This is a genomic window from Rhodococcus opacus B4 (genome assembly GCF_000010805.1).
Lineage (GTDB): Bacteria > Actinomycetota > Actinomycetes > Mycobacteriales > Mycobacteriaceae > Rhodococcus_F > Rhodococcus_F opacus_C.
In genome coordinates this window covers 6,489,987-6,506,847 of sequence record NC_012522.1, presented here as the reverse complement: position 1 = coordinate 6,506,847, position 16,861 = coordinate 6,489,987, and the positions used below count along the sequence as shown (strand labels likewise).

General features: G+C 69.4%; 15 protein-coding genes. 9 read left to right on the top strand and 6 right to left on the bottom strand.

What is annotated here, in order from left to right:
• Window positions 1-77: 77 nt before the first annotated feature.
• Window positions 78-464 (top strand): hypothetical protein, encoded by a 387-nt coding sequence (locus ROP_RS29535; protein WP_043826880.1) that lies wholly within the window; start codon window positions 78-80, stop codon window positions 462-464.
• 7 nt (window positions 465-471) lie between these two features.
• Here the strand turns inward: ROP_RS29535 and ROP_RS29530 are convergent, their stop codons facing one another.
• Entirely contained in the window at window positions 472-1,515 is a 1,044-nt protein-coding gene (locus tag ROP_RS29530; protein ID WP_015889685.1) for a helix-turn-helix transcriptional regulator, read from the bottom strand.
• 86 nt (window positions 1,516-1,601) lie between these two features.
• On the opposite strand from ROP_RS29530, the gene ROP_RS29525 reads away from it, so the two are divergent.
• The 3 genes from ROP_RS29525 to ROP_RS29515 are packed head-to-tail and all read left to right on the top strand — an operon-like array spanning window position 1,602 to window position 3,391.
• A complete protein-coding gene (locus ROP_RS29525; protein ID WP_015889684.1) occupies window positions 1,602-2,063 on the top strand; it encodes a hypothetical protein in 462 nt (153 codons plus the stop codon).
• Window positions 2,060-2,464: a DUF1304 domain-containing protein gene (locus ROP_RS29520; RefSeq protein WP_015889683.1), complete on the top strand. Its 405-nt coding sequence runs from the start codon at window positions 2,060-2,062 to the stop codon at window positions 2,462-2,464. Before ROP_RS29525 ends, ROP_RS29520 begins: the two co-directional genes overlap by 4 nt.
• 57 nt (window positions 2,465-2,521) lie before the next feature.
• Window positions 2,522-3,391, top strand: a complete 870-nt coding sequence (locus ROP_RS29515) for a cutinase family protein (protein ID WP_080512534.1) — start codon at window positions 2,522-2,524, stop codon at window positions 3,389-3,391.
• Between the two features lie 3 nt (window positions 3,392-3,394).
• Here the strand turns inward: ROP_RS29515 and ROP_RS29510 are convergent, their stop codons facing one another.
• Window positions 3,395-3,922 carry a winged helix-turn-helix transcriptional regulator gene (locus tag ROP_RS29510; RefSeq protein WP_015889681.1) on the bottom strand — a complete coding sequence of 176 codons (528 nt, stop codon included), beginning with the start codon at window positions 3,920-3,922 and terminating at the stop codon, window positions 3,395-3,397.
• A 61-nt stretch (window positions 3,923-3,983) separates the two neighbouring features.
• Here ROP_RS29510 and ROP_RS29505 point away from each other — a divergent pair, with 61 nt between their 5' ends.
• Window positions 3,984-5,384, top strand: a complete 1,401-nt coding sequence (locus tag ROP_RS29505) for an MFS transporter (RefSeq protein ID WP_015889680.1) — start codon at window positions 3,984-3,986, stop codon at window positions 5,382-5,384.
• On the opposite strand, the gene ychF is transcribed toward ROP_RS29505, so the two are convergent.
• Window positions 5,374-6,453, bottom strand: coding sequence for a redox-regulated ATPase YchF (gene ychF, locus ROP_RS29500; protein ID WP_015889679.1), 1,080 nt, complete (start codon window positions 6,451-6,453; stop codon window positions 5,374-5,376). The genes ROP_RS29505 and ychF overlap by 11 nt on opposite strands.
• 47 nt (window positions 6,454-6,500) lie before the next feature.
• Entirely contained in the window at window positions 6,501-6,908 is a 408-nt protein-coding gene (locus ROP_RS29495; protein ID WP_015889678.1) for a CD225/dispanin family protein, read from the bottom strand.
• Between the two features lie 120 nt (window positions 6,909-7,028).
• Between ROP_RS29495 and ROP_RS29490 the strand changes: the two genes are divergently transcribed.
• The 4 genes from ROP_RS29490 (at window position 7,029) to ROP_RS29475 (ending at window position 12,509) form a co-directional block, all read left to right on the top strand.
• Window positions 7,029-8,606 (top strand): FMN-binding glutamate synthase family protein, encoded by a 1,578-nt coding sequence (locus tag ROP_RS29490; RefSeq protein WP_015889677.1) that lies wholly within the window; start codon window positions 7,029-7,031, stop codon window positions 8,604-8,606.
• A gap of 126 nt (window positions 8,607-8,732) precedes the next feature.
• Entirely contained in the window at window positions 8,733-11,036 is a 2,304-nt protein-coding gene (locus tag ROP_RS29485) for a carbon starvation CstA family protein (RefSeq protein WP_015889676.1), read from the top strand.
• Window positions 11,029-11,220, top strand: coding sequence for a YbdD/YjiX family protein (locus tag ROP_RS29480; protein ID WP_043826878.1), 192 nt, complete (start codon window positions 11,029-11,031; stop codon window positions 11,218-11,220). Before ROP_RS29485 ends, ROP_RS29480 begins: the two co-directional genes overlap by 8 nt.
• Window positions 11,221-11,297: 77 nt before the next feature.
• Complete coding sequence (locus tag ROP_RS29475) at window positions 11,298-12,509, top strand: AI-2E family transporter (protein WP_015889674.1); 1,212 nt, start codon at window positions 11,298-11,300, stop codon at window positions 12,507-12,509.
• 7 nt (window positions 12,510-12,516) lie between these two features.
• On the opposite strand, the gene ROP_RS29470 is transcribed toward ROP_RS29475, so the two are convergent.
• Window positions 12,517-15,498 (bottom strand): AAA family ATPase, encoded by a 2,982-nt coding sequence (locus tag ROP_RS29470; RefSeq protein ID WP_015889673.1) that lies wholly within the window; start codon window positions 15,496-15,498, stop codon window positions 12,517-12,519.
• Window positions 15,495-16,676 carry an exonuclease SbcCD subunit D gene (locus tag ROP_RS29465; RefSeq protein ID WP_015889672.1) on the bottom strand — a complete coding sequence of 394 codons (1,182 nt, stop codon included), beginning with the start codon at window positions 16,674-16,676 and terminating at the stop codon, window positions 15,495-15,497. The genes ROP_RS29470 and ROP_RS29465 overlap by 4 nt, the downstream gene beginning before the upstream one ends.
• Window positions 16,677-16,861 lie beyond the last annotated feature (185 nt).

Below are 16,861 nucleotides of genomic sequence, written 5' to 3'. Positions count from 1 at the left end.
GTAGTGGTGTCTCACTCACAGAGGGAAGGGCATCGATCATGCGTTCACAATTGGTTCGCGGCATCGGTGGAGCGGCGATGGCAGTAGGTCTCGCATGTTCCGTCGTCGCGTGTAGTTCGGGCGAGTCCTCGTCCGGCACTTCGTCGACCGGCTCCGCCGGCACCGCCGTGCAGGGCAGCTCCGCGGAGGGCGGCGGCGCCCCTGCGGCGATGAGCAACGAACTCCAGGCCTGCCTCGAGGAGAACGGCGTGCCCGCACCGCCCGAGCAGACCGGCGGCGGGGCACCGGGTGCGATGACCCCGCCCAGCGGCGAGATGACACCGCCGGACGGCGGCGCCGGTTCCGCTCCGCCGCAGGGTGGGGCGCCGGACGAGTCGTCCGCACCTCCCGGGGTGGACAGTTCGACGTGGGCGGCGGCGCAGGAGGCCTGTTCCTCGCTGGCGACGGGCACCACCGGGTCGTGAGCGGCCGCTAGGTCTCGCGACCGGTCCGCAGCCGCGCGGCGAGTTCCGCCCGGCTGCGGACCCCGGCCTTCGCATAGACCGATTTCAGGTGGTCCTGGACGGTGTTGACGGTGATGCCGCGACGGTCCGCGATCTCGGACGTCGCGTAGCCGGCCAGCACGTCGGCGCACACGTCACGCTCGCGTGCGGTCACCGCGTACGCCGCGAGCAGCAGTCCGGTGAGCTCGTCGTCGGCGGCGGGTTCCAGGGTGACAGCCGTCTGCGGTTCCGCGCCGCCGGTCAAAGCCGTGGCGCGCACCAGGATCCAGCCGCCATCCGCGTCGCGGACACGGGCCTTGAAGACGCCGGAACTGCTCGACTTCGCCCCGAACGTCGCGGCCCGCAACACCACGGTCAACCTGCCGGGGGCCACGTCGTCGAAGCGGTCCCGCCAGCCTCGGGCAGCGGCCGTGAGCGCAACCGGTTCGCCTGCGGCATCGGTCAGCACCACCGCCGGACCCTGGTCGCCGGTGCCGGACACTGTCGGAATGTGCACGGACGCGGCCCGCGTCGCGACCGCGAGACCGGGCGCCACGAGCGAGAGGAACTCGAGTTCCCGGTCGGTGAAATCAGGTCCGGACCGCACGAATCCGGCTGCACCCCAGCACACCCCGTCGACGCGGAACACGATGCGGACCTCACTGCCGAGCCCCATCGGCGCCCACACCGCGCCGTGCCGGAGACTGTGCGCGACCTCGGCCGGAGGCAGGTCCGAGGCCCGGGCGACAGTCCGGCCACTGCGGGCGAGTTCGGCGAAGGTCCCCGGGTCGTCACCGTTGTACTCGGATTCGGCGAGCAGCGGTTCGAACTGCTGCGGGATCCGGCTGCGCCCGCTCGTCATCGAACTGATCGCGAGTGTCTCCGGGTCGAGCATCGCCCAGCACGTGAGGTCGCTCCGCACCGTCTCACCGACCAGTTCGATGGCGCGCTCGTGCAGCTGCGTGACGCCGGCGCCCTCTCCCGCGAACGCGAGCACCTCCCGGCGCAGCTTCTCCGCCCGAACTTCCAGCATCAACCCAGTATGCGCTGGTCAGAGGGGCACCACCATCCCAGATTCCTGGGATGGGCACCCTGTTGTGCGCGTCATAGCGTCGCAGTATGTCCACTCACGTTCACGTAGTCAGAGCAGGCGACGGCCGGCGCCTCACCGTGCCGGACGCCGACATCACGGTCCTGGTCGGCGGGGGTCACGTCGGCGGGGCATACGAAGTGTTTCTCGTCGAAGCACCCCGCAGGACGCCCGGCCCTCTCCACGCGGAACCGTGGTCGAAGTCGTATCACATGCTGCGCGGCCGGATTCTCGTCCAGGCCGGGGACACTGGATACGAGCTCGCGCCGGGCGAGACCATCGTCATCGAGGCGGGGACGATCAATACGTTCACGGTCCTCTCCCCGACCACCGCCTTCCTCCTCGTCGTCGCCGGGGCCGCCAACAGTGGCTTCTTCGCCGAACTCGACGCGGTCGGGCACGGCCACCGGCCCGAGGATGAGCCCCGAATGCTGCACGAGGTCGCGGACCGCTATGGCGTCGCGCTGGCGACCGGGGCGGGTGCATCATGATCGTCGTCGCGCAGATCGCCACCCTGGTCGCCGCCGCGGTGCACCTGCTGGCGTTCGCGTGGGAATCGCTCCTGTTCCGCAGACCGTCGGTGCACGAGGGCGTCTTCCGGATTCCGGACAGCGACGTGCCCGCCGCCCACCTGTGGGCGTTCAACGTCGGGTTCTACAACCTGTTCCTCGGTTCCGGAGCAGTCGCCGGCGTCGCGCTCTGGTGGGCCGGTCACGACGTTCAGGGCCGCACGCTCGTCGTCTACACCTGCCTGTTCATGTTCCTGGCCGGCCTCGCCCTGGCCGCGTCGGATCGCATGGCGCTCAGCAGGCCGCGCGGCGACGGCGTCGTCGGCGCGCTGTCACAGAGCGGGCCGCCTTTGGTGGCGCTGATCGCGCTGGCGGTCGGGTGATAAGGATTGCCAGGAACTTCTCAGGATCGGCCGATCGAATCCTTATCGTCCGTCGGCATGATGGACGTCATGCCCCTGGTGACCCTTCTCGCCGTCGGTGGTACCGGTGAGTCCCACCCCGATGACCACCGGCGCCACGTCTCCGGGCTTTTGCGTGAGGTCACCGACGCCCTCGACGACCGTTTCGCATGTCGGTGGGTCGGCTATCCGGCGTCGTACGGCCCGGTCGCCGCGGGCGGGCTCAGCTACCGGCAGAGCACCGAGGTCGGAGTCCGCCGGTTGATCGACGCCATGGAGGACGTTCCCGGACCCGTCATGCTGATCGGGTACTCGCAGGGATGCACCGTGATCCGCGAGGTGCTCGGGCAGATCGCCACCGGCGCCCTGCCCGCCGGCAACCTCGCCGCCGTGGGTCTCGTCTCCGACCCCGAACAGCCGGCGGGAGTGGTACCGGCGTGCCGCGGGCGCGGAGTCGCGGGCGTCGGCGCACCGATACCCGAGTCGGTACCGGTGCAGTGGATCGCGCACCCGGACGACATGATCTGCAATGCCAGCGAGGACAGCTACGTCCGCGACATCGCCGACCTCACCCGGTGGATGTCGTTCCGCTCGCTGCGGACGTGGCTCTCCCAGACGTGGGAACTGATCCGCAGCAACAGCTTCCAGAATGCGACCAAGACACGCTTCAGCCCACGGCAGTGGCGCACCGACCTCGGCCGGCTGCGGACCGCGATGATCGAGGTACTCGGTTACCTTCCGCCGCGCCTCACCTTTCGCGGTGTGCGCGTCGTCAACGCGCGCGGCGGGCGGCACATCGCGTACGCCAGCGAACCACTCGACGCGAGCGGACTCACCGGATGTCAGATCCTCGCCCAGTGGCTGCAGGTGCGGGCGACGTTCGAACCACCACTGCGCGTCGCGGCGTGACGGTCAGGCATCGCTGCGGGGCCGCAGCGGGGTGAGCATCCTGCGGGGTTCCCGCAGGGCCACGGCGACGGCGTCGTTGCGAGGGTGGACGGCCTCCCCCGGCCCAGGTGCGACGACGAGGTCTTCCGGTCCCGGGATCGTGCCGCAGCCGGGGCACCGCCCGAAACGGTCGAGTTGGGTCCCGCATTCGGCGTGCGAGAACACCCGGCCGGGGTAATTGCCGGGCGACACGTACTGATCGCCCCACTGCGAGAGCGCATAGATGCTCGGCCACAGCGCCTTTCCGGCCTCGGTGAGTTCGTACTCTGGATGACCGCGTCCAACGCGGACGAGGACTCCGGCCTCGACGAGGGCGGCCAGCCTATCCGTCAGGACGGCGCGGGAGATGTCGAGGTGGGCGAGGAGATCACTGAAGCGGCGGACGCCGTAGAAGCAGTCGCGCAGCACCAGCATCGTCCACCGCTCGCCCACCACCTCGAGCGCGCGAGCAAGGTTGCAGTTCTGCTGCGAGTACCCGGTTCCCAGTGCCACTTCCCCATGCTACCGCAGCCTGGTCTTGTCACCAGACCAAAATAGTTCTAAGTTCAGTCTTGTGAACAGACCAACTGCGGTTGCCCCGGCGATCTCCACACACTCACCCCGCCCGGGCACCACGCTGTCCGTCGCGTCGCTCGGCACGTTCGTCGCCCTGGTCGCGTTCTGTGCCCCACTCGGCAACATGCCCACCGTCGCCGCGGCGTTGTCGGCAGGCCCCGCGGCGCAGACGTGGATTCTCAGTTCGATGAGCGTGGGCCTCGCCGCAGTCCTGCTGACGGCGGGCGCACTCGCCGACGACTACGGCCGCCGCCGGGTGTTCCATTGGGGCGCCTGGCTTCTCGCACTGGGCGCCGTGGTCGGCGCGGTCAGTTCGGAACCCGTCCTGTTCATCCTCGGACGACTGGTCCAGGGTGTGGCGGGCGCAGCGCTCATCGCGGCCAGCCTCGGAGCCGTCGCCCACGCCTTCACCACACCGGCGGCGCGTGCGACGGCGAGCGGAATCTGGGGCGCGAGCGTCGGCGCCGGCATCGCCGTCGGTCCCGTGCTCGCGGGTCTCCTCGACCTCGCCGGATGGTGGCGCGGCCTGTACTGGGCACTCGCGGTCGCGTCGGTCGCGATCGGACAGGTCGCGACGCGTGCGCTGGCCGAGTCGCGGTCCGCCGTCCCGAAGCGGATCGACGTCCCCGGAGCGGTCACGTTGTGCGCGGCGATGGTTCTGGTCCTCGTCGCCCTGGTCGAAGGCCGGCAGGGCAACACCGCCGCGACCGTGTTGTGCGGTGTCGGCGCCGCCGCATTCACCCTTGCGTTCGTGGGCGTCGAGCGGCGGCGTCCATTCCCGATGCTCGACCTCGCGTTGTTCCGCCGCCGCGACTTCCTCGCCGCCACCCTGGCCGCACTCGCGACCGGGGCGGGCATCATCGGTCTGATGTCGTTCGCGTGTACGTTCCTGGTCAAGACGATGCACGTCAGCACACTCGCCGCGGCCGGCGTGATCGCGCTGTGGTCGGGCACGAGCGTCGTGGCGTCACTGCTGGCGCGGACACTCCCCGCACGGCTCGCCGGCTCACCGCAACTGGTCATCGGACTCGCCGGAGTCGGCGTCGCCATGCTCACGATGACGGGACTCTCCCCCGAATCGTCTCTGCTGCGACTCGTCCCGGGACTGCTGCTCGCCGGCGTCGCCAGCGGCCTGCTCAACGCCGGCCTCGGCCGCCAAGCCGTCGCCAGCGTCCCCGCCGACCAGGGCGGCCTCGGAAGCGGAGCCAACAACACCGCCCGCTACCTCGGCTCCTCCATCGGCGTCACCGTCGTCAGCATCATCGCCCTCGACCCCTCAGGCACCATCGACGGCATGGTGACGGGATGGAACCATGCCGCCGTCGTAACAGGGCTGATCTCACTCCTCGGCGCAGGCGTCGTCGCAGTTCTCGTGCGGGGAGACGCGGTCAGACGTTGAAGCGGAACTCCACCACGTCGCCGTCGGCCATGGTGTAGTCCTTGCCCTCCATGCGGACCTTGCCTGCGGCCTTGGCGGCGGCCATGGATCCGGCGGCGACGAGGTCGTCGAAGGAGACGATCTCGGCCTTGATGAAGCCGCGCTCGAAGTCGGTGTGGATGACGCCGGCGGCCTGCGGGGCGGTGTCGCCCTTGTGGATGGTCCAGGCGCGGGATTCCTTGGGACCTGCGGTGAGGTAGGTCTGCAGGCCGAGGGTGTGGAAGCCGGTGCGGGCGAGGGCGTGCAGGCCCGGCTCGGACTGCCCGATGGAGTCGAGCATCTCCTGCCGGTCCTCTTCGTCCAGTTCGAGGAGTTCCTGCTCGACCTTGGCGTCGAGGAACACGGCATCGGCGGGGGCGACGGAGGCGCGCAGTTCGGCGACCTTCGCCTCGTCGGTGAGCACCGACTCGTCGGCGTTGAACACGTACAGGAACGGCTTGGTGGTGAGCAGGCTCAGCTCGCGCAGCAGCGTGAAGTCCAGCTTGTCCTTCGCGCTGAACAGGGTCTTGCCCGAGTCGAGGACTTCCTGCGCCTTCAGCGCCTCCTCGTGGATGGGCTTGAGCTCCTTGTTCTTCTTCGCTTCCTTCTCCAGCCGCGGCAGGGCCTTCTCCAGGGTCTGCATGTCGGCGATGACGAGCTCGGTCTCGATCACCTCGATGTCGGACGCCGGGTCGACGCGGCCGTCGACGTGCACGACGTCGTCGTCGTGGAACACGCGAACCACCTGGCAGATAGCGTCGGCCTCGCGGATGTTGGCGAGGAACTTGTTGCCGAGGCCGGCGCCCTCGGAGGCGCCCTTGACGATGCCGGCGATGTCGACGAACGACACCGTGGCGGGCAGGATGCGCTCGGAACCGAAGATCTCGGCGAGCTTGGACAGCCGCGGATCGGGCAGTTCCACCAGGCCGACGTTGGGTTCGATGGTCGCGAACGGGTAGTTCGCGGCCAGCACGTCGTTGTTGGTCAGCGCGTTGAACAAGGTGGACTTGCCGACGTTGGGCAGTCCGACGATTCCGAGGGTAAGGCTCACGGTCGTTGGATTCTACGGCGTCGGCGCCGGATCAACGACCATCGCCCTCACCAGCTGTTGGTATTGCTGTTCGCGACGAGGGCGATGATCAGGATGGCGTACCCGATCACGAAGACGACGATCAGCGCCACCCAGATCCACAGGGCGATCTTGCCGAGTGCCTTGGCGCGGTCGGACGCGTACTGGGCGCCCTGGTAGTCGCCCATCGCCCACTTCGGGTAGACGTCGTGGACGTGGTTGAACGCGGCGAACGCGAGCGGCCAGAAGAAGAGAACGGCGGCCACCGCCCACCCGGCATTCGACGGCGGCAGCGGCGGCGGCCCGTACTGCCCCGGGTACGGCTGCGACTGCGCCGGTTGTTGCTGCTGCGACGGGTACTGGTAACCGTAGGCGCCCGTGTCCCCCGGCTTCGGCGGCACCGGATTGCTCGACGATTCCGGATTGATCTCCGACATGACATCCCCCTGATGTGACAGCTGACCTCGTGCCTCCACTATCCCACCCTCTCCCCCACGTGAGTGGGAAAGTGCGCCGGAGTACGCGTCGGCACTCACGTGAGGTTCTAGTCTCAGCACGTGACCCGATGGTTGATCGTCCTCACGCTATGGATCCTCGGCCTGGGCGCTCTCGCCCTGACCGTCGGTGTGGCCACCGGATGGTGGTTCGCCGCCCTCCTCCTGCTCGCGGCGGCCGCCCTGGGCACGTGGGACCTGCTGCAACGGCGGCACAGCATCCTGCGGAACTACCCGGTGCTGGGGCACGCGCGATTCCTGCTGGAGAAGATCCGCCCCGAGATCCAGCAGTACTTCATCGAATCGTCCACGGATGGAACGCCCTTCGACCGCGACACCCGCGACCTCGTCTACGAGCGCGCCAAGGGCACGCTCGCCGAGGAGCCGTTCGGCACCGAACGGGACGTCCACGCCGTCGGCTACGAGTTCATGGTCCACTCGCTGCGCGCACGTATGGCCCCGCCCGAAGCGCCGACCGTGCGCCTCGGCGGCCCCGACTGCGAACAGCCCTACGACATCGCGCTTCTCAACGTGTCGGCGATGAGCTTCGGCTCGCTCTCCGCCAACGCCATCGAAGCCCTCAACGCCGGGGCCGCGCGCGGCGGGTTCGCGCACGACACCGGCGAGGGCGCGATCAGCCCCTACCACCGCAAGCACGGCGGCGACCTGATCTGGGAGATCGCGTCCGGCTACTTCGGCTGCCGGACCGACGACGGCCGCTTCGACCCCGCCAGATTCGCCGAGCACGCCGCTCTCGAGCAGGTGAAGGCGATCTCGATCAAACTGTCGCAGGGCGCGAAACCCGGGCTCGGCGGTGTGCTGCCCGGCGCGAAGGTGTCGCGGGAGATCGCCGAGACGCGCGGCGTGCCGGTCGGGAAGACGGTGATCTCCCCGCCCGCGCACACCGCGTTCTCCACCCCGAACGAGCTCATCGACTTCATCGTCACCCTGCGAAAGCTGTCCGGCGGAAAACCCGTCGGGTTCAAGTTGTGCGTCGGATCGCGCATCGAGTTCCTCGGCATCTGCAAGGCCATGCTCGAACGCGACGTCACCCCGGACTTCGTCATCGTCGACGGATCCGAAGGCGGAACCGGTGCGGGTCCAGTGGAATTCGAGGACAACATGGGCATGCCCCTCACCGAAGGGCTGATGCTGGTGCACAACGCGCTGACCGGCACCGGCCTGCGGGACCGCGTCAAGATCGGCGCGTCCGGGAAGGTGGCCAGCGCATCCGACATCGTCAAACGGATCATCCAGGGGGCCGACTTCACCCTGGCCGCCCGCGCGATGATGTTCGCCGTCGGGTGCATCCAGGCGCAGATGTGTCACACCAACCGCTGCCCCGTCGGGGTGACCACGCAGGACCCGGCCCGGACCCGCGCACTCGACGTCCCCGACAAGGCGGCCAGGGTGTTCCGGTTCCAGAAGTCGACGGTGGCAGGCGCCCGTCAGATGGTGGCGTCGATGGGTCTCGACAGCTTCGACCAACTGACACCAGCGATGCTCAACCGCCGGATCGACGGCGTCACCACCCGCACCTACGCGGAACTGTACGAGTGGCTGATGCCCGGCGAGCTACTCGAGGACCCGCCGTCGGATTGGCTCACCGACTGGATCGATGCCGACTCGACTCGCTTCTGACGTCGTTTTTTCGTCGAACCGAACGTCGGCGCAATAGGGTGACGGGGGCCACAAAAGATGTGGCACCTGTCGACGGCGTCGCCCCTGGCACACAATGACGACGGGGACGCCGGGAAGGAGTTCGCGATGGCCCTGAGAGCCGCCCCCGAATCCGAGGTCGAGTACCTGAAGACCGATCCGGATCTGCCGCCGGTCGGCGTCGTGGACCGCACCCCGATCTCGCCGGCGGCGCGGATCACGTTCGCCGTCCTCGGCCTTCTCGGCGGCATCGCCTGGGTGATGATCGCGTTCGTCCGCGGCGAGAACATCAACGCCGTCTGGTTCGTGGTGGCCGCCGTCTGCACCTACCTCATCGCCTACCGTTTCTACGCGCGGATGATCGAGCGCAAACTCGTCCAGCCCCGTGACGACCGGGCCACCCCCGCCGAGATCCTCGAGAACGGCAAGGACTACATGCCGACGGACCGGCGGGTGCTGTTCGGTCACCACTTCGCCGCCATCGCCGGCGCCGGCCCCCTCGTCGGCCCCGTCCTCGCCGCCCAGATGGGCTACCTGCCGGGCACGCTGTGGATCATCATCGGCGTCGTCTTCGCCGGGGCCGTCCAGGACTTCCTCGTCCTGTGGATCTCGACGAAACGCCGCGGCCGCAGCCTCGGCCAGATGGCCCGCGACGAACTCGGCGTCGTCGGTGGCATCGCCGCCATGATCGGCGTCTTCGTCATCATGATCATCCTCATCGCGGTGCTCGCGCTCGTCGTCGTCAACGCGCTCGCGGAGAGCCCGTGGGGTGTCTTCTCCATCGCCATGACCATCCCGATCGCCCTCTTCATGGGCGTCTACCTGCGGTACCTGCGCCCGGGCAAGGTCGCGGAGGTGTCGCTGATCGGCGTCGTGCTGCTGCTCCTCGCCATCGTCTCCGGTGGCTGGGTGGCCGACACCGGCTGGGGCGCCGACTGGTTCACGCTGTCGAAGGTGACCATCGCCTGGCTGATGATCGCCTACGGTTTCGCCGCCTCCGTGCTGCCCGTGTGGCTGCTCCTCGCTCCGCGTGACTATCTGTCGACGTTCATGAAGATCGGCACGATCGTCCTGCTGGCGATCGGCATCCTGGTCGCGCAGCCCGCCATCAAGATGCCCGACGTCACGACGTTCGCCATCCAGGGCAACGGTCCCGCCTTCGCGGGCTCACTGTTCCCGTTCCTGTTCATCACGATCGCGTGCGGCGCGCTGTCCGGCTTCCACGCCCTCATCTCCTCCGGTACGACGCCCAAACTGCTGGCAAAGGAAAAGCAGATGCGGCTGATCGGATACGGGGGCATGCTCACCGAGTCGTTCGTCGCGATCATGGCGCTCGTCACCGCGTGCATCATCGACCAGCACCTGTACTTCGCGCTGAACGCGCCGGCCACCCTCACCGGAGGCACCCCCGAAACGGCCGCGACGTATGTGAACAGCCTCGGACTGTCCAGCCCGAACATCTCCGCAGACACCCTCTCGCAGGCCGCGGCGGGCGTCGACGAGGAGTCGATCATTTCGCGCACCGGCGGTGCCCCGACGCTCGCGTTCGGCATGTCGGAGGTGCTCAGCCAGTTCCTCGGCGGCGCCGCCCTCAAGTCGTTCTGGTATCACTTCGCGATCATGTTCGAGGCGCTGTTCATCCTCACCACCGTCGACGCCGGTACCCGGGTCGCCCGGTTCATGCTGTCGGACTCCCTCGGCAACTTCGGCGGACCCGCCCGCAAGTTCAAGGATCCGTCGTGGCGCATCGGAGCGTGGGTGTGCTCGCTCGCCGTCGTCGGACTGTGGGGCGCCATCCTCCTGATGGGCGTCACCGACCCGCTCGGCGGCATCAACACCCTCTTCCCACTGTTCGGCATCGCGAACCAGCTGCTCGCCGCGATCGCCTTGACGGTGGTCCTCGCCATCGTCATGAAGAAGGGCCTGTTCAAGTGGGCGTGGATTCCGGGCGTTCCCCTCGTCTGGGACCTGATCGTCACGATGACCGCGTCCTGGCAGAAAATCTTCTCCGGCAACACCTCCGTCGGCTACTGGTCCCAGCACGCCGCGTTCAAGGAGGCGAAGGAAGCAGGCAAGACCAGCTTCGGATCCGCCAAGACCCCCGAGGCCATCGACGCCGTCATCCGCAACACGTTCATCCAGGGCACCCTGTCGATCGTGTTCGCCGGCCTCGTCCTCATTGTCGTGGTGGCCGGAGCGCTCGTGTGCCTCAGGGCGTTCCGGGCCGGTGGACTGCCGACCACCGAGGCACCCGAGGAACCGTCGAAGATCTTCGCACCGGCCGGGTTCGTCACCACCGCCGCCGAGAAGGAACTCGACAAGGAATGGAACGAACTCATCGCCTCGGGCGCGGTCCGCGCACCCGGCGCGGCACACACCCACACGGACAGGGCACACCATCATGATGAATAGGGTCGTGGGGGCCGTCCGGACCGCCTGGTGGTGGACGGGAGCACTGATGGGCGACCACGACTACAGCAGGTACGTCGAGCACCTCCGCCGCCACCATCCGGATGCCGAGGTGCCCAGCGAGCGGGAGTACTGGCGAGCGCGCTACGCGGACGCCGACGCCAACCCGGGCGCCCGCTGCTGCTGACCGCACCGTGCCGTCCCCGCGTTCCCCAGTACTGTCAGTACTGATCGGCTGAGCAGACACGGCAGGGAGGACCATCTGTGACGGAGAAGGAAGCCCCGGCACCGTCCGGGAGCACGATCACGAAGCCGGACCGCGGGCACCTCATCGGGTTGGGTGCGATGTGGCTGGCCAAGTGGTCGCTGGTCCTCGTGGCAATCGCGCTGGGCGCGTTGCTGTTCGGATGGATCATCGAGAAGCTGTGGGTGATCGTCCTCCCGGTGCTGCTGGCGGTCGTGGTGTGCACGGTGCTGTGGCCGCCGACGCGGGCGATGACGAAGCGGCGCATCCCACCGGCGGCGGCCGCCGCGACGACGCTCGTCCTGTTCATCGCCGTCGTCGCCGGGATCATCGCCGGCATCGTGCCGTCCGTCGTCAGGCAGGCCCCCGAGCTGGCCAACAAGGCCACCCAGGGCATCAACCAGGTGCAGGACTGGTTGAAGGGCCCGCCGATCAACCTGCAGGACGATCAGATCGACCAGGGCATCCACACGATCATCGTGAAGGTCCAGGAAAGTGGAACGGTCATCGCGTCCGGGGTGTTCACCGGTGTCAGCACCGCCAGCTCGCTGCTCATCACGCTCGGCCTGGTGCTGGTGCTGTCGTTCTTCTTCATCAAGGACGGTCCCCGGTTCATCCCGTGGCTGCATTCCGTCAGCGGTGGTCGCGCCGGCCGTCACCTCGAAGAGGTGCTGGGCCGCATGTGGGACACGCTCGGCGGGTTCATCCGCACGCAGGCTCTGGTCGCCCTCGTCGACGCCGTCTTCATCGGCGCCGGACTGCTGATCCTCGGTGTTCCGCTCGCACCGGTCCTCGCGATCCTGACGTTCATCGGTGGCTTCATCCCGATCGTCGGTGCATTCGTCGCCGGCGCGCTCGCAGTGTTGGTCGCGCTGGTCGCCAACGGTCTCACCACCGCGGTGATCGTGCTGATCATCATCCTCGTGGTGCAGCAGATCGAGGGCAACGTGCTGCAGCCCGTCCTCCAGAGCAAGAGCATGAAACTGCACGCCGTCGTGGTTCTGCTCGCCGTCACCGCCGGTGGCTCCGTGTTCGGGATCGTCGGAGCCTTCCTCGCGGTGCCCGCAGCCGCCGTCGCCGCCGTGGTGGTGCGCTACATCGGTGAGCAGATCGACGAGCACAGCGCCGAAAGCAACATCCCCGACGCCGTCGCCGCGAACGAAGACCTCGACGACGCCGAACGGGAGGGCGTCACCGTCGACGAGGCCGCCGTCTCGTCCAAGCCGGACTGACCGACGGTCAGCCGGCCACCACCTCCAGGGTGGAGCCGGTGCGTCCGCGGATCACGTGCAGCCTGCTCGGGATCCGCTGACGCATCTCGTCGACGTGACTGACGATCCCCACCACCCGGCCGCCGTCGCGTAGCTCGTCGAGGACACCCATCACCGAGTCGAGGGTGTCCGCGTCGAGGGTGCCGAATCCCTCGTCGATGAACACCGTGTCGAGCACGACCCCACCCGACTCGGCCGCCACCACGTCGGCGAGACCGAGCGCCAGCGACAACGACGCCAGGAACGACTCGCCACCGGACAGGGTCTTGGCCGACCGCACCACCCCGGTGTAGTCGTCGCGGATGTCCAGTCCCAGACCGCCGCGGCGGCCTCGCGGACCGGCCTCGTCGCTGTGGACGAATTCGTAGCGCCCGTCCGACATCCGGCCGAGCCGCGCAGACGCCGACACCGCGACCTCTTCCAGCCGGGCCGCCAGCACATACGACCGCAGCGACATCTTCCTGGCGTTCTGACCCCGGCCCGCGATCACCTCCGCCAGCGCGGCCAGTTCTTCGTGTGCGGCCTGCACCGGGGCAATCGCCTCGGCGGTCTGGTCGAGGTGCCCGACGTACCGTTCCAGATCGAGCAGTCGGCGCTCGGCGTCGGACGCAGCCGCGACGGCGACGTCCACGAGCTCCGCCGCCGCGTCGTGCGCGTGCTGGACGGCCGCCAATTCCACCGGTTCCGCGTCGGCGACAGCGGCGACCTCAGGGTCGTCGAGCACGCGGCGCGCCCCCACCTCGGCGTCCCGCGCCGCCGTGAGGGCAGCCTCGATCTCACTCCGGCGGGCAGCCGTCCGGACCGCGGCCAGGGCGTCGTCGATGCTGCCGAAACCGGCGTCCCCGGCGAGCGCGTCGGCCTTGGCCGCGAGTTCACGGGCCGCGGACTCGGCGCCGGCTCCGGCGTCCCGCGCGTCCAGCAGTTCCGACGCCGCCTCGGCGAGGGTGTCGAGGCGTGCGCGCCGATCCTCGACGCTCGGGTCGTCGCCCGACGCCCGATTCACCCGGGCGCGAATCTCGCCGAGCTGCGTCGTGCTCGCGGTGATCCTCTCGGCCACCGTGGCGGCGTCGGCACCGACCCCCCGCGACCGTTCCTGCAGCCGGCGCTCGCGGTCCCGCAGTTCGGTGAGAGTCGCGGACCGGCGCTCCACCTGGTCGCCGAGCGCAGTCGCCTCCCCCACCGCCGCCTCCGCGGCCGAGAGTGCCTGCGCGAGTTCGTGCGCTTCGCCGTCGCCACCGCGCTGCACGAGCACGTCGATCGCGCGCTCGGCCGCGCCCAGGTTCTCGGTCGCGGTCGTCAGCGCCGCCGCAGCTCTCTGCTCCGCCGCACGCGCGTCGTCCTCGTCGGCCTTCGTGACCGACAGATCGGACGGTTCGGCGGGCCGCGGGTGCTCGGGTGAACCACACACCTGGCACGGGACACCGTCCGCGAGCGTGCCCGCCAGCTCGGCGGCCATGCCCGCGATCCGACGTTGCAGCAGGTCGAGCCAGTGTTCCCGCGCGTCCTGATGCCGCTCCCGGGCCTCGTGCACCGCCCGTTCGAGCCGATCCCGCTCGACTCGGCGGGTGCGCAGATCCGCCGCAGCGGAGGCGGCGTCGGCTGCGCGGTCCCTCGCGTCGACGAGTCCGGGCAGCGCGGCGCGGGCCTTCTCCGCCGAGTCGAGCGCCTTCTCCGCGTCCCGCAGCGCGAGCGGCAGCTGGTCCCGCTCCCGCGACAGCGCGTCAGCGGCCTCGGTGAGTTCGATCTGCCGGGCCCGCAACTGCTCCACCTCGACGGCGAGCCGTTCTGCGGCAACGGATTCGGCGAGTGCCCCGTCGAGGCGCACGATCTCGTCACGCCAGGTGCGGATACCGGCCCGGATGCGTTCGCGTTCGTCCGCGGTCGGCGGCCAGGACAACTCCGCGACGAGGTCGGCGCCGCCCACCGTCGCGCGCAGTCCGGCGGTGATCGTCCCGACATTCCGCGCCGCTGCGGCGGCGTCGGCCCGGGCGGCGTCGGCGTCCCGCACCGCCGCCGCGACGGGATCGGCCCGGCGCGCATCCGCCAGTTCGGCGGCAAGTACGGCTCGCTGGCCGGCACCCGACGCGAGGGCGTCGAGTTCGATCTCGGCTCGCCGCCTGCGGTTCTGCAGTTCGAGGACGCGGCGCGCCTCCGTGAGCGCGTCGCGGGCACCCGCCGCCCGGCGCCTGGCCTTCTGCAGCTCGTCCGCTGCGAGGTCGCGGGTTTCGCGCGCCTCGTCCTCGAGCTTGTGGGCCCAGGTCACCGGATCGGCGTCGGCGCCGCCCTCGATCCCGGCGGCGGTGGCGACCCTCGCGAGCAGCACGTCGACGGCCCGCTGGTGCTCGTCGAGTTCGTGGGCGCTGGTGCGCCTGCGGTCGAGGAACCATTCCTCCACCGTCCCGAATCGGGTGGTGTCGAACAGCCGTTCCAGCAGCTGACCGCGCTCCTCTGTGTCGGCGCGCAGGAACTTCGCGAACTCGCCCTGCGGCAGCAGCACCACCTGGAAGAACTGGTCGGCGCTCATGCCCATCAGCCGCCCGACCTGGTCGGCGATGTCGGGGATCCGCGACAGGTTCTCGCCGCGACCGTCGAGCCAGGTCAGCGTGGCCTTCGCGTTCTCCTTGATCGTGCCCGACCCACGACGCTTGGGCCGCTCGAACTCCGGGCTGCGGACGAGCCGCAGATGCCGGCCGGCGATCGTCGCCTCGAGGGTCACCGTCGGGACGGATCCGGTGGGCGCGTGATCGGACAGGAGGCGCTTGCCCTCCTTCCGCGCTCCGGGCACGGTGCCGTACAACGCGAACGCCACCGCGTCCAGGACCGTCGTCTTTCCGGCCCCGGTATGACCGTGCAGCAGAAACAGCCCGTCGGCACCGAGCCGATCGAAGTCGACTTCCACGGATCCGGCGAACGGCCCGAAGGCTTCGACCTCCAGTCGATGCAGCCTCATGCCGTCTGTTCCAGCGCGACCTCGGCGGTGTCCTCGCCGGCCCGGTCGGCGAACCCGAGGGCTGCCTCCACCAGCCGGATCTCGCCCGTCGACGGTTCGCCGCGCACATCGGTGAGGAAGCTGCGGGCGATCTGCAGATCACTGCGCCCGTGCACCTTGTCCCGGTACCGCAGATCGTCGGCGCCGTCCGGGCGTTGCCACTCCAGGTGGACGGCGAACGGGAACCGGGTCTGCAGCGAGCGCATGGCGTCGACCGGACGTTCCGGGTCGGTGAGCACCGCCGACACGTAGCAGTCCTCGGCGTCGCGGAAACTGTCGTCCTCGAGCAACTGCTGCACCGTGCCGGTCAGCTGCTTCAGACCGCGGACCACCGGCAGATCGACCCGCTCGACGGAGTGCAGGCCGTCGGCGTCGAGATCCACCAGGAAGACGGCCTTGCCGTGGGTGCGCTCACCGAACGAGTACGGCAGCGGCGAACCCGAGTACCGGATGTTCTCGGTGAGGGTCTGCGGGGAGTGGAGGTGGCCGAGCGCGACGTAGTCGGCCCCGCCGAACGCGGAAGCCGGCACGGTCTCGACGCCGCCGACGGAAATGGACCGCTCCGACCCGGTGGCCTCCGCCCCCACGACGAACGCGTGGGCCAGCACGACCGATCGGGTGCGCGGCGCGTGCTCACAGCGCACGGCGAGGTCGGTGCGGACTCGGTCCATCGCGGCGTCGAGGATCTCGGCGTGCGACCGGGCGGCAGGCACGTCGAGTTGGACGCGTGTGATCTCGGGCTCGAGATACGGAATGCCGTAGAACGCGACGGGTCCGTGCGCGTCCTCGAGCACGACGGGCGCGCCGATCCCGGCGACCGTCGTCATGAGGTGCAGCCCACCCGCCCGGGAGAACGCGGCACCCGCGCCGAGGCGCGCAGCGGAATCGTGGTTGCCGGACGTGGCGACGATGACCGCGCCCGCGTCGCGGATGGCTTCGAATCCGCGGTTGCACACGGTGACGGCGTCCGCGCTGGGGATCGACCTGTCGTACACGTCGCCGGGAACGACGACGACGTCCACACGCTGCTCGGCGACGAGAGCGGCGATCGCGTCGAGCACACGGGCCTGGTCGGCGAGCAGGTCCACCCCGTGGAACGTGCGTCCGATGTGCCAGTCCGAAGTGTGCAGGATCCTCATGTCCCGAGACGGTAGAGCACCGTGCCGACAACCTCGAAGACCTCGCCCGCGTGGCGTCCGGCCGAAGCGACTGTCGGTGGGCGGGTGCACCATGAGTCACGTGAGTCACGCGCCGATGGAGTCCCGGGTCACAGTCTCCGCCCGCGAGCTCCACGACCTCGACGTCTTCGACGGCGACGCTGCCG

Bases quoted from the DNA above. Each gene is read 5' to 3' on its own strand.
- ROP_RS29535 (WP_043826880.1), top strand. From the start codon at position 78: ATGGCAGTAGGTCTCGCATGTTCCGTCGTCGCGTGTAGTTCGGGCGAG.
- ROP_RS29530 (WP_015889685.1), bottom strand. From the start codon at position 1,515: ATGCTGGAAGTTCGGGCGGAGAAGCTGCGCCGGGAGGTGCTCGCGTTC.
- ROP_RS29525 (WP_015889684.1), top strand. From the start codon at position 1,602: ATGTCCACTCACGTTCACGTAGTCAGAGCAGGCGACGGCCGGCGCCTC.
- ROP_RS29520 (WP_015889683.1), top strand. From the start codon at position 2,060: ATGATCGTCGTCGCGCAGATCGCCACCCTGGTCGCCGCCGCGGTGCAC.
- ROP_RS29515 (WP_080512534.1), top strand. From the start codon at position 2,522: ATGATGGACGTCATGCCCCTGGTGACCCTTCTCGCCGTCGGTGGTACC.
- ROP_RS29495 (WP_015889678.1), bottom strand. From the start codon at position 6,908: ATGTCGGAGATCAATCCGGAATCGTCGAGCAATCCGGTGCCGCCGAAG.
- ROP_RS29485 (WP_015889676.1), top strand. From the start codon at position 8,733: ATGGCCCTGAGAGCCGCCCCCGAATCCGAGGTCGAGTACCTGAAGACC.
- ROP_RS29480 (WP_043826878.1), top strand. From the start codon at position 11,029: ATGAATAGGGTCGTGGGGGCCGTCCGGACCGCCTGGTGGTGGACGGGA.
- ROP_RS29470 (WP_015889673.1), bottom strand. From the start codon at position 15,498: ATGAGGCTGCATCGACTGGAGGTCGAAGCCTTCGGGCCGTTCGCCGGA.
- ROP_RS29465 (WP_015889672.1), bottom strand. From the start codon at position 16,676: ATGAGGATCCTGCACACTTCGGACTGGCACATCGGACGCACGTTCCAC.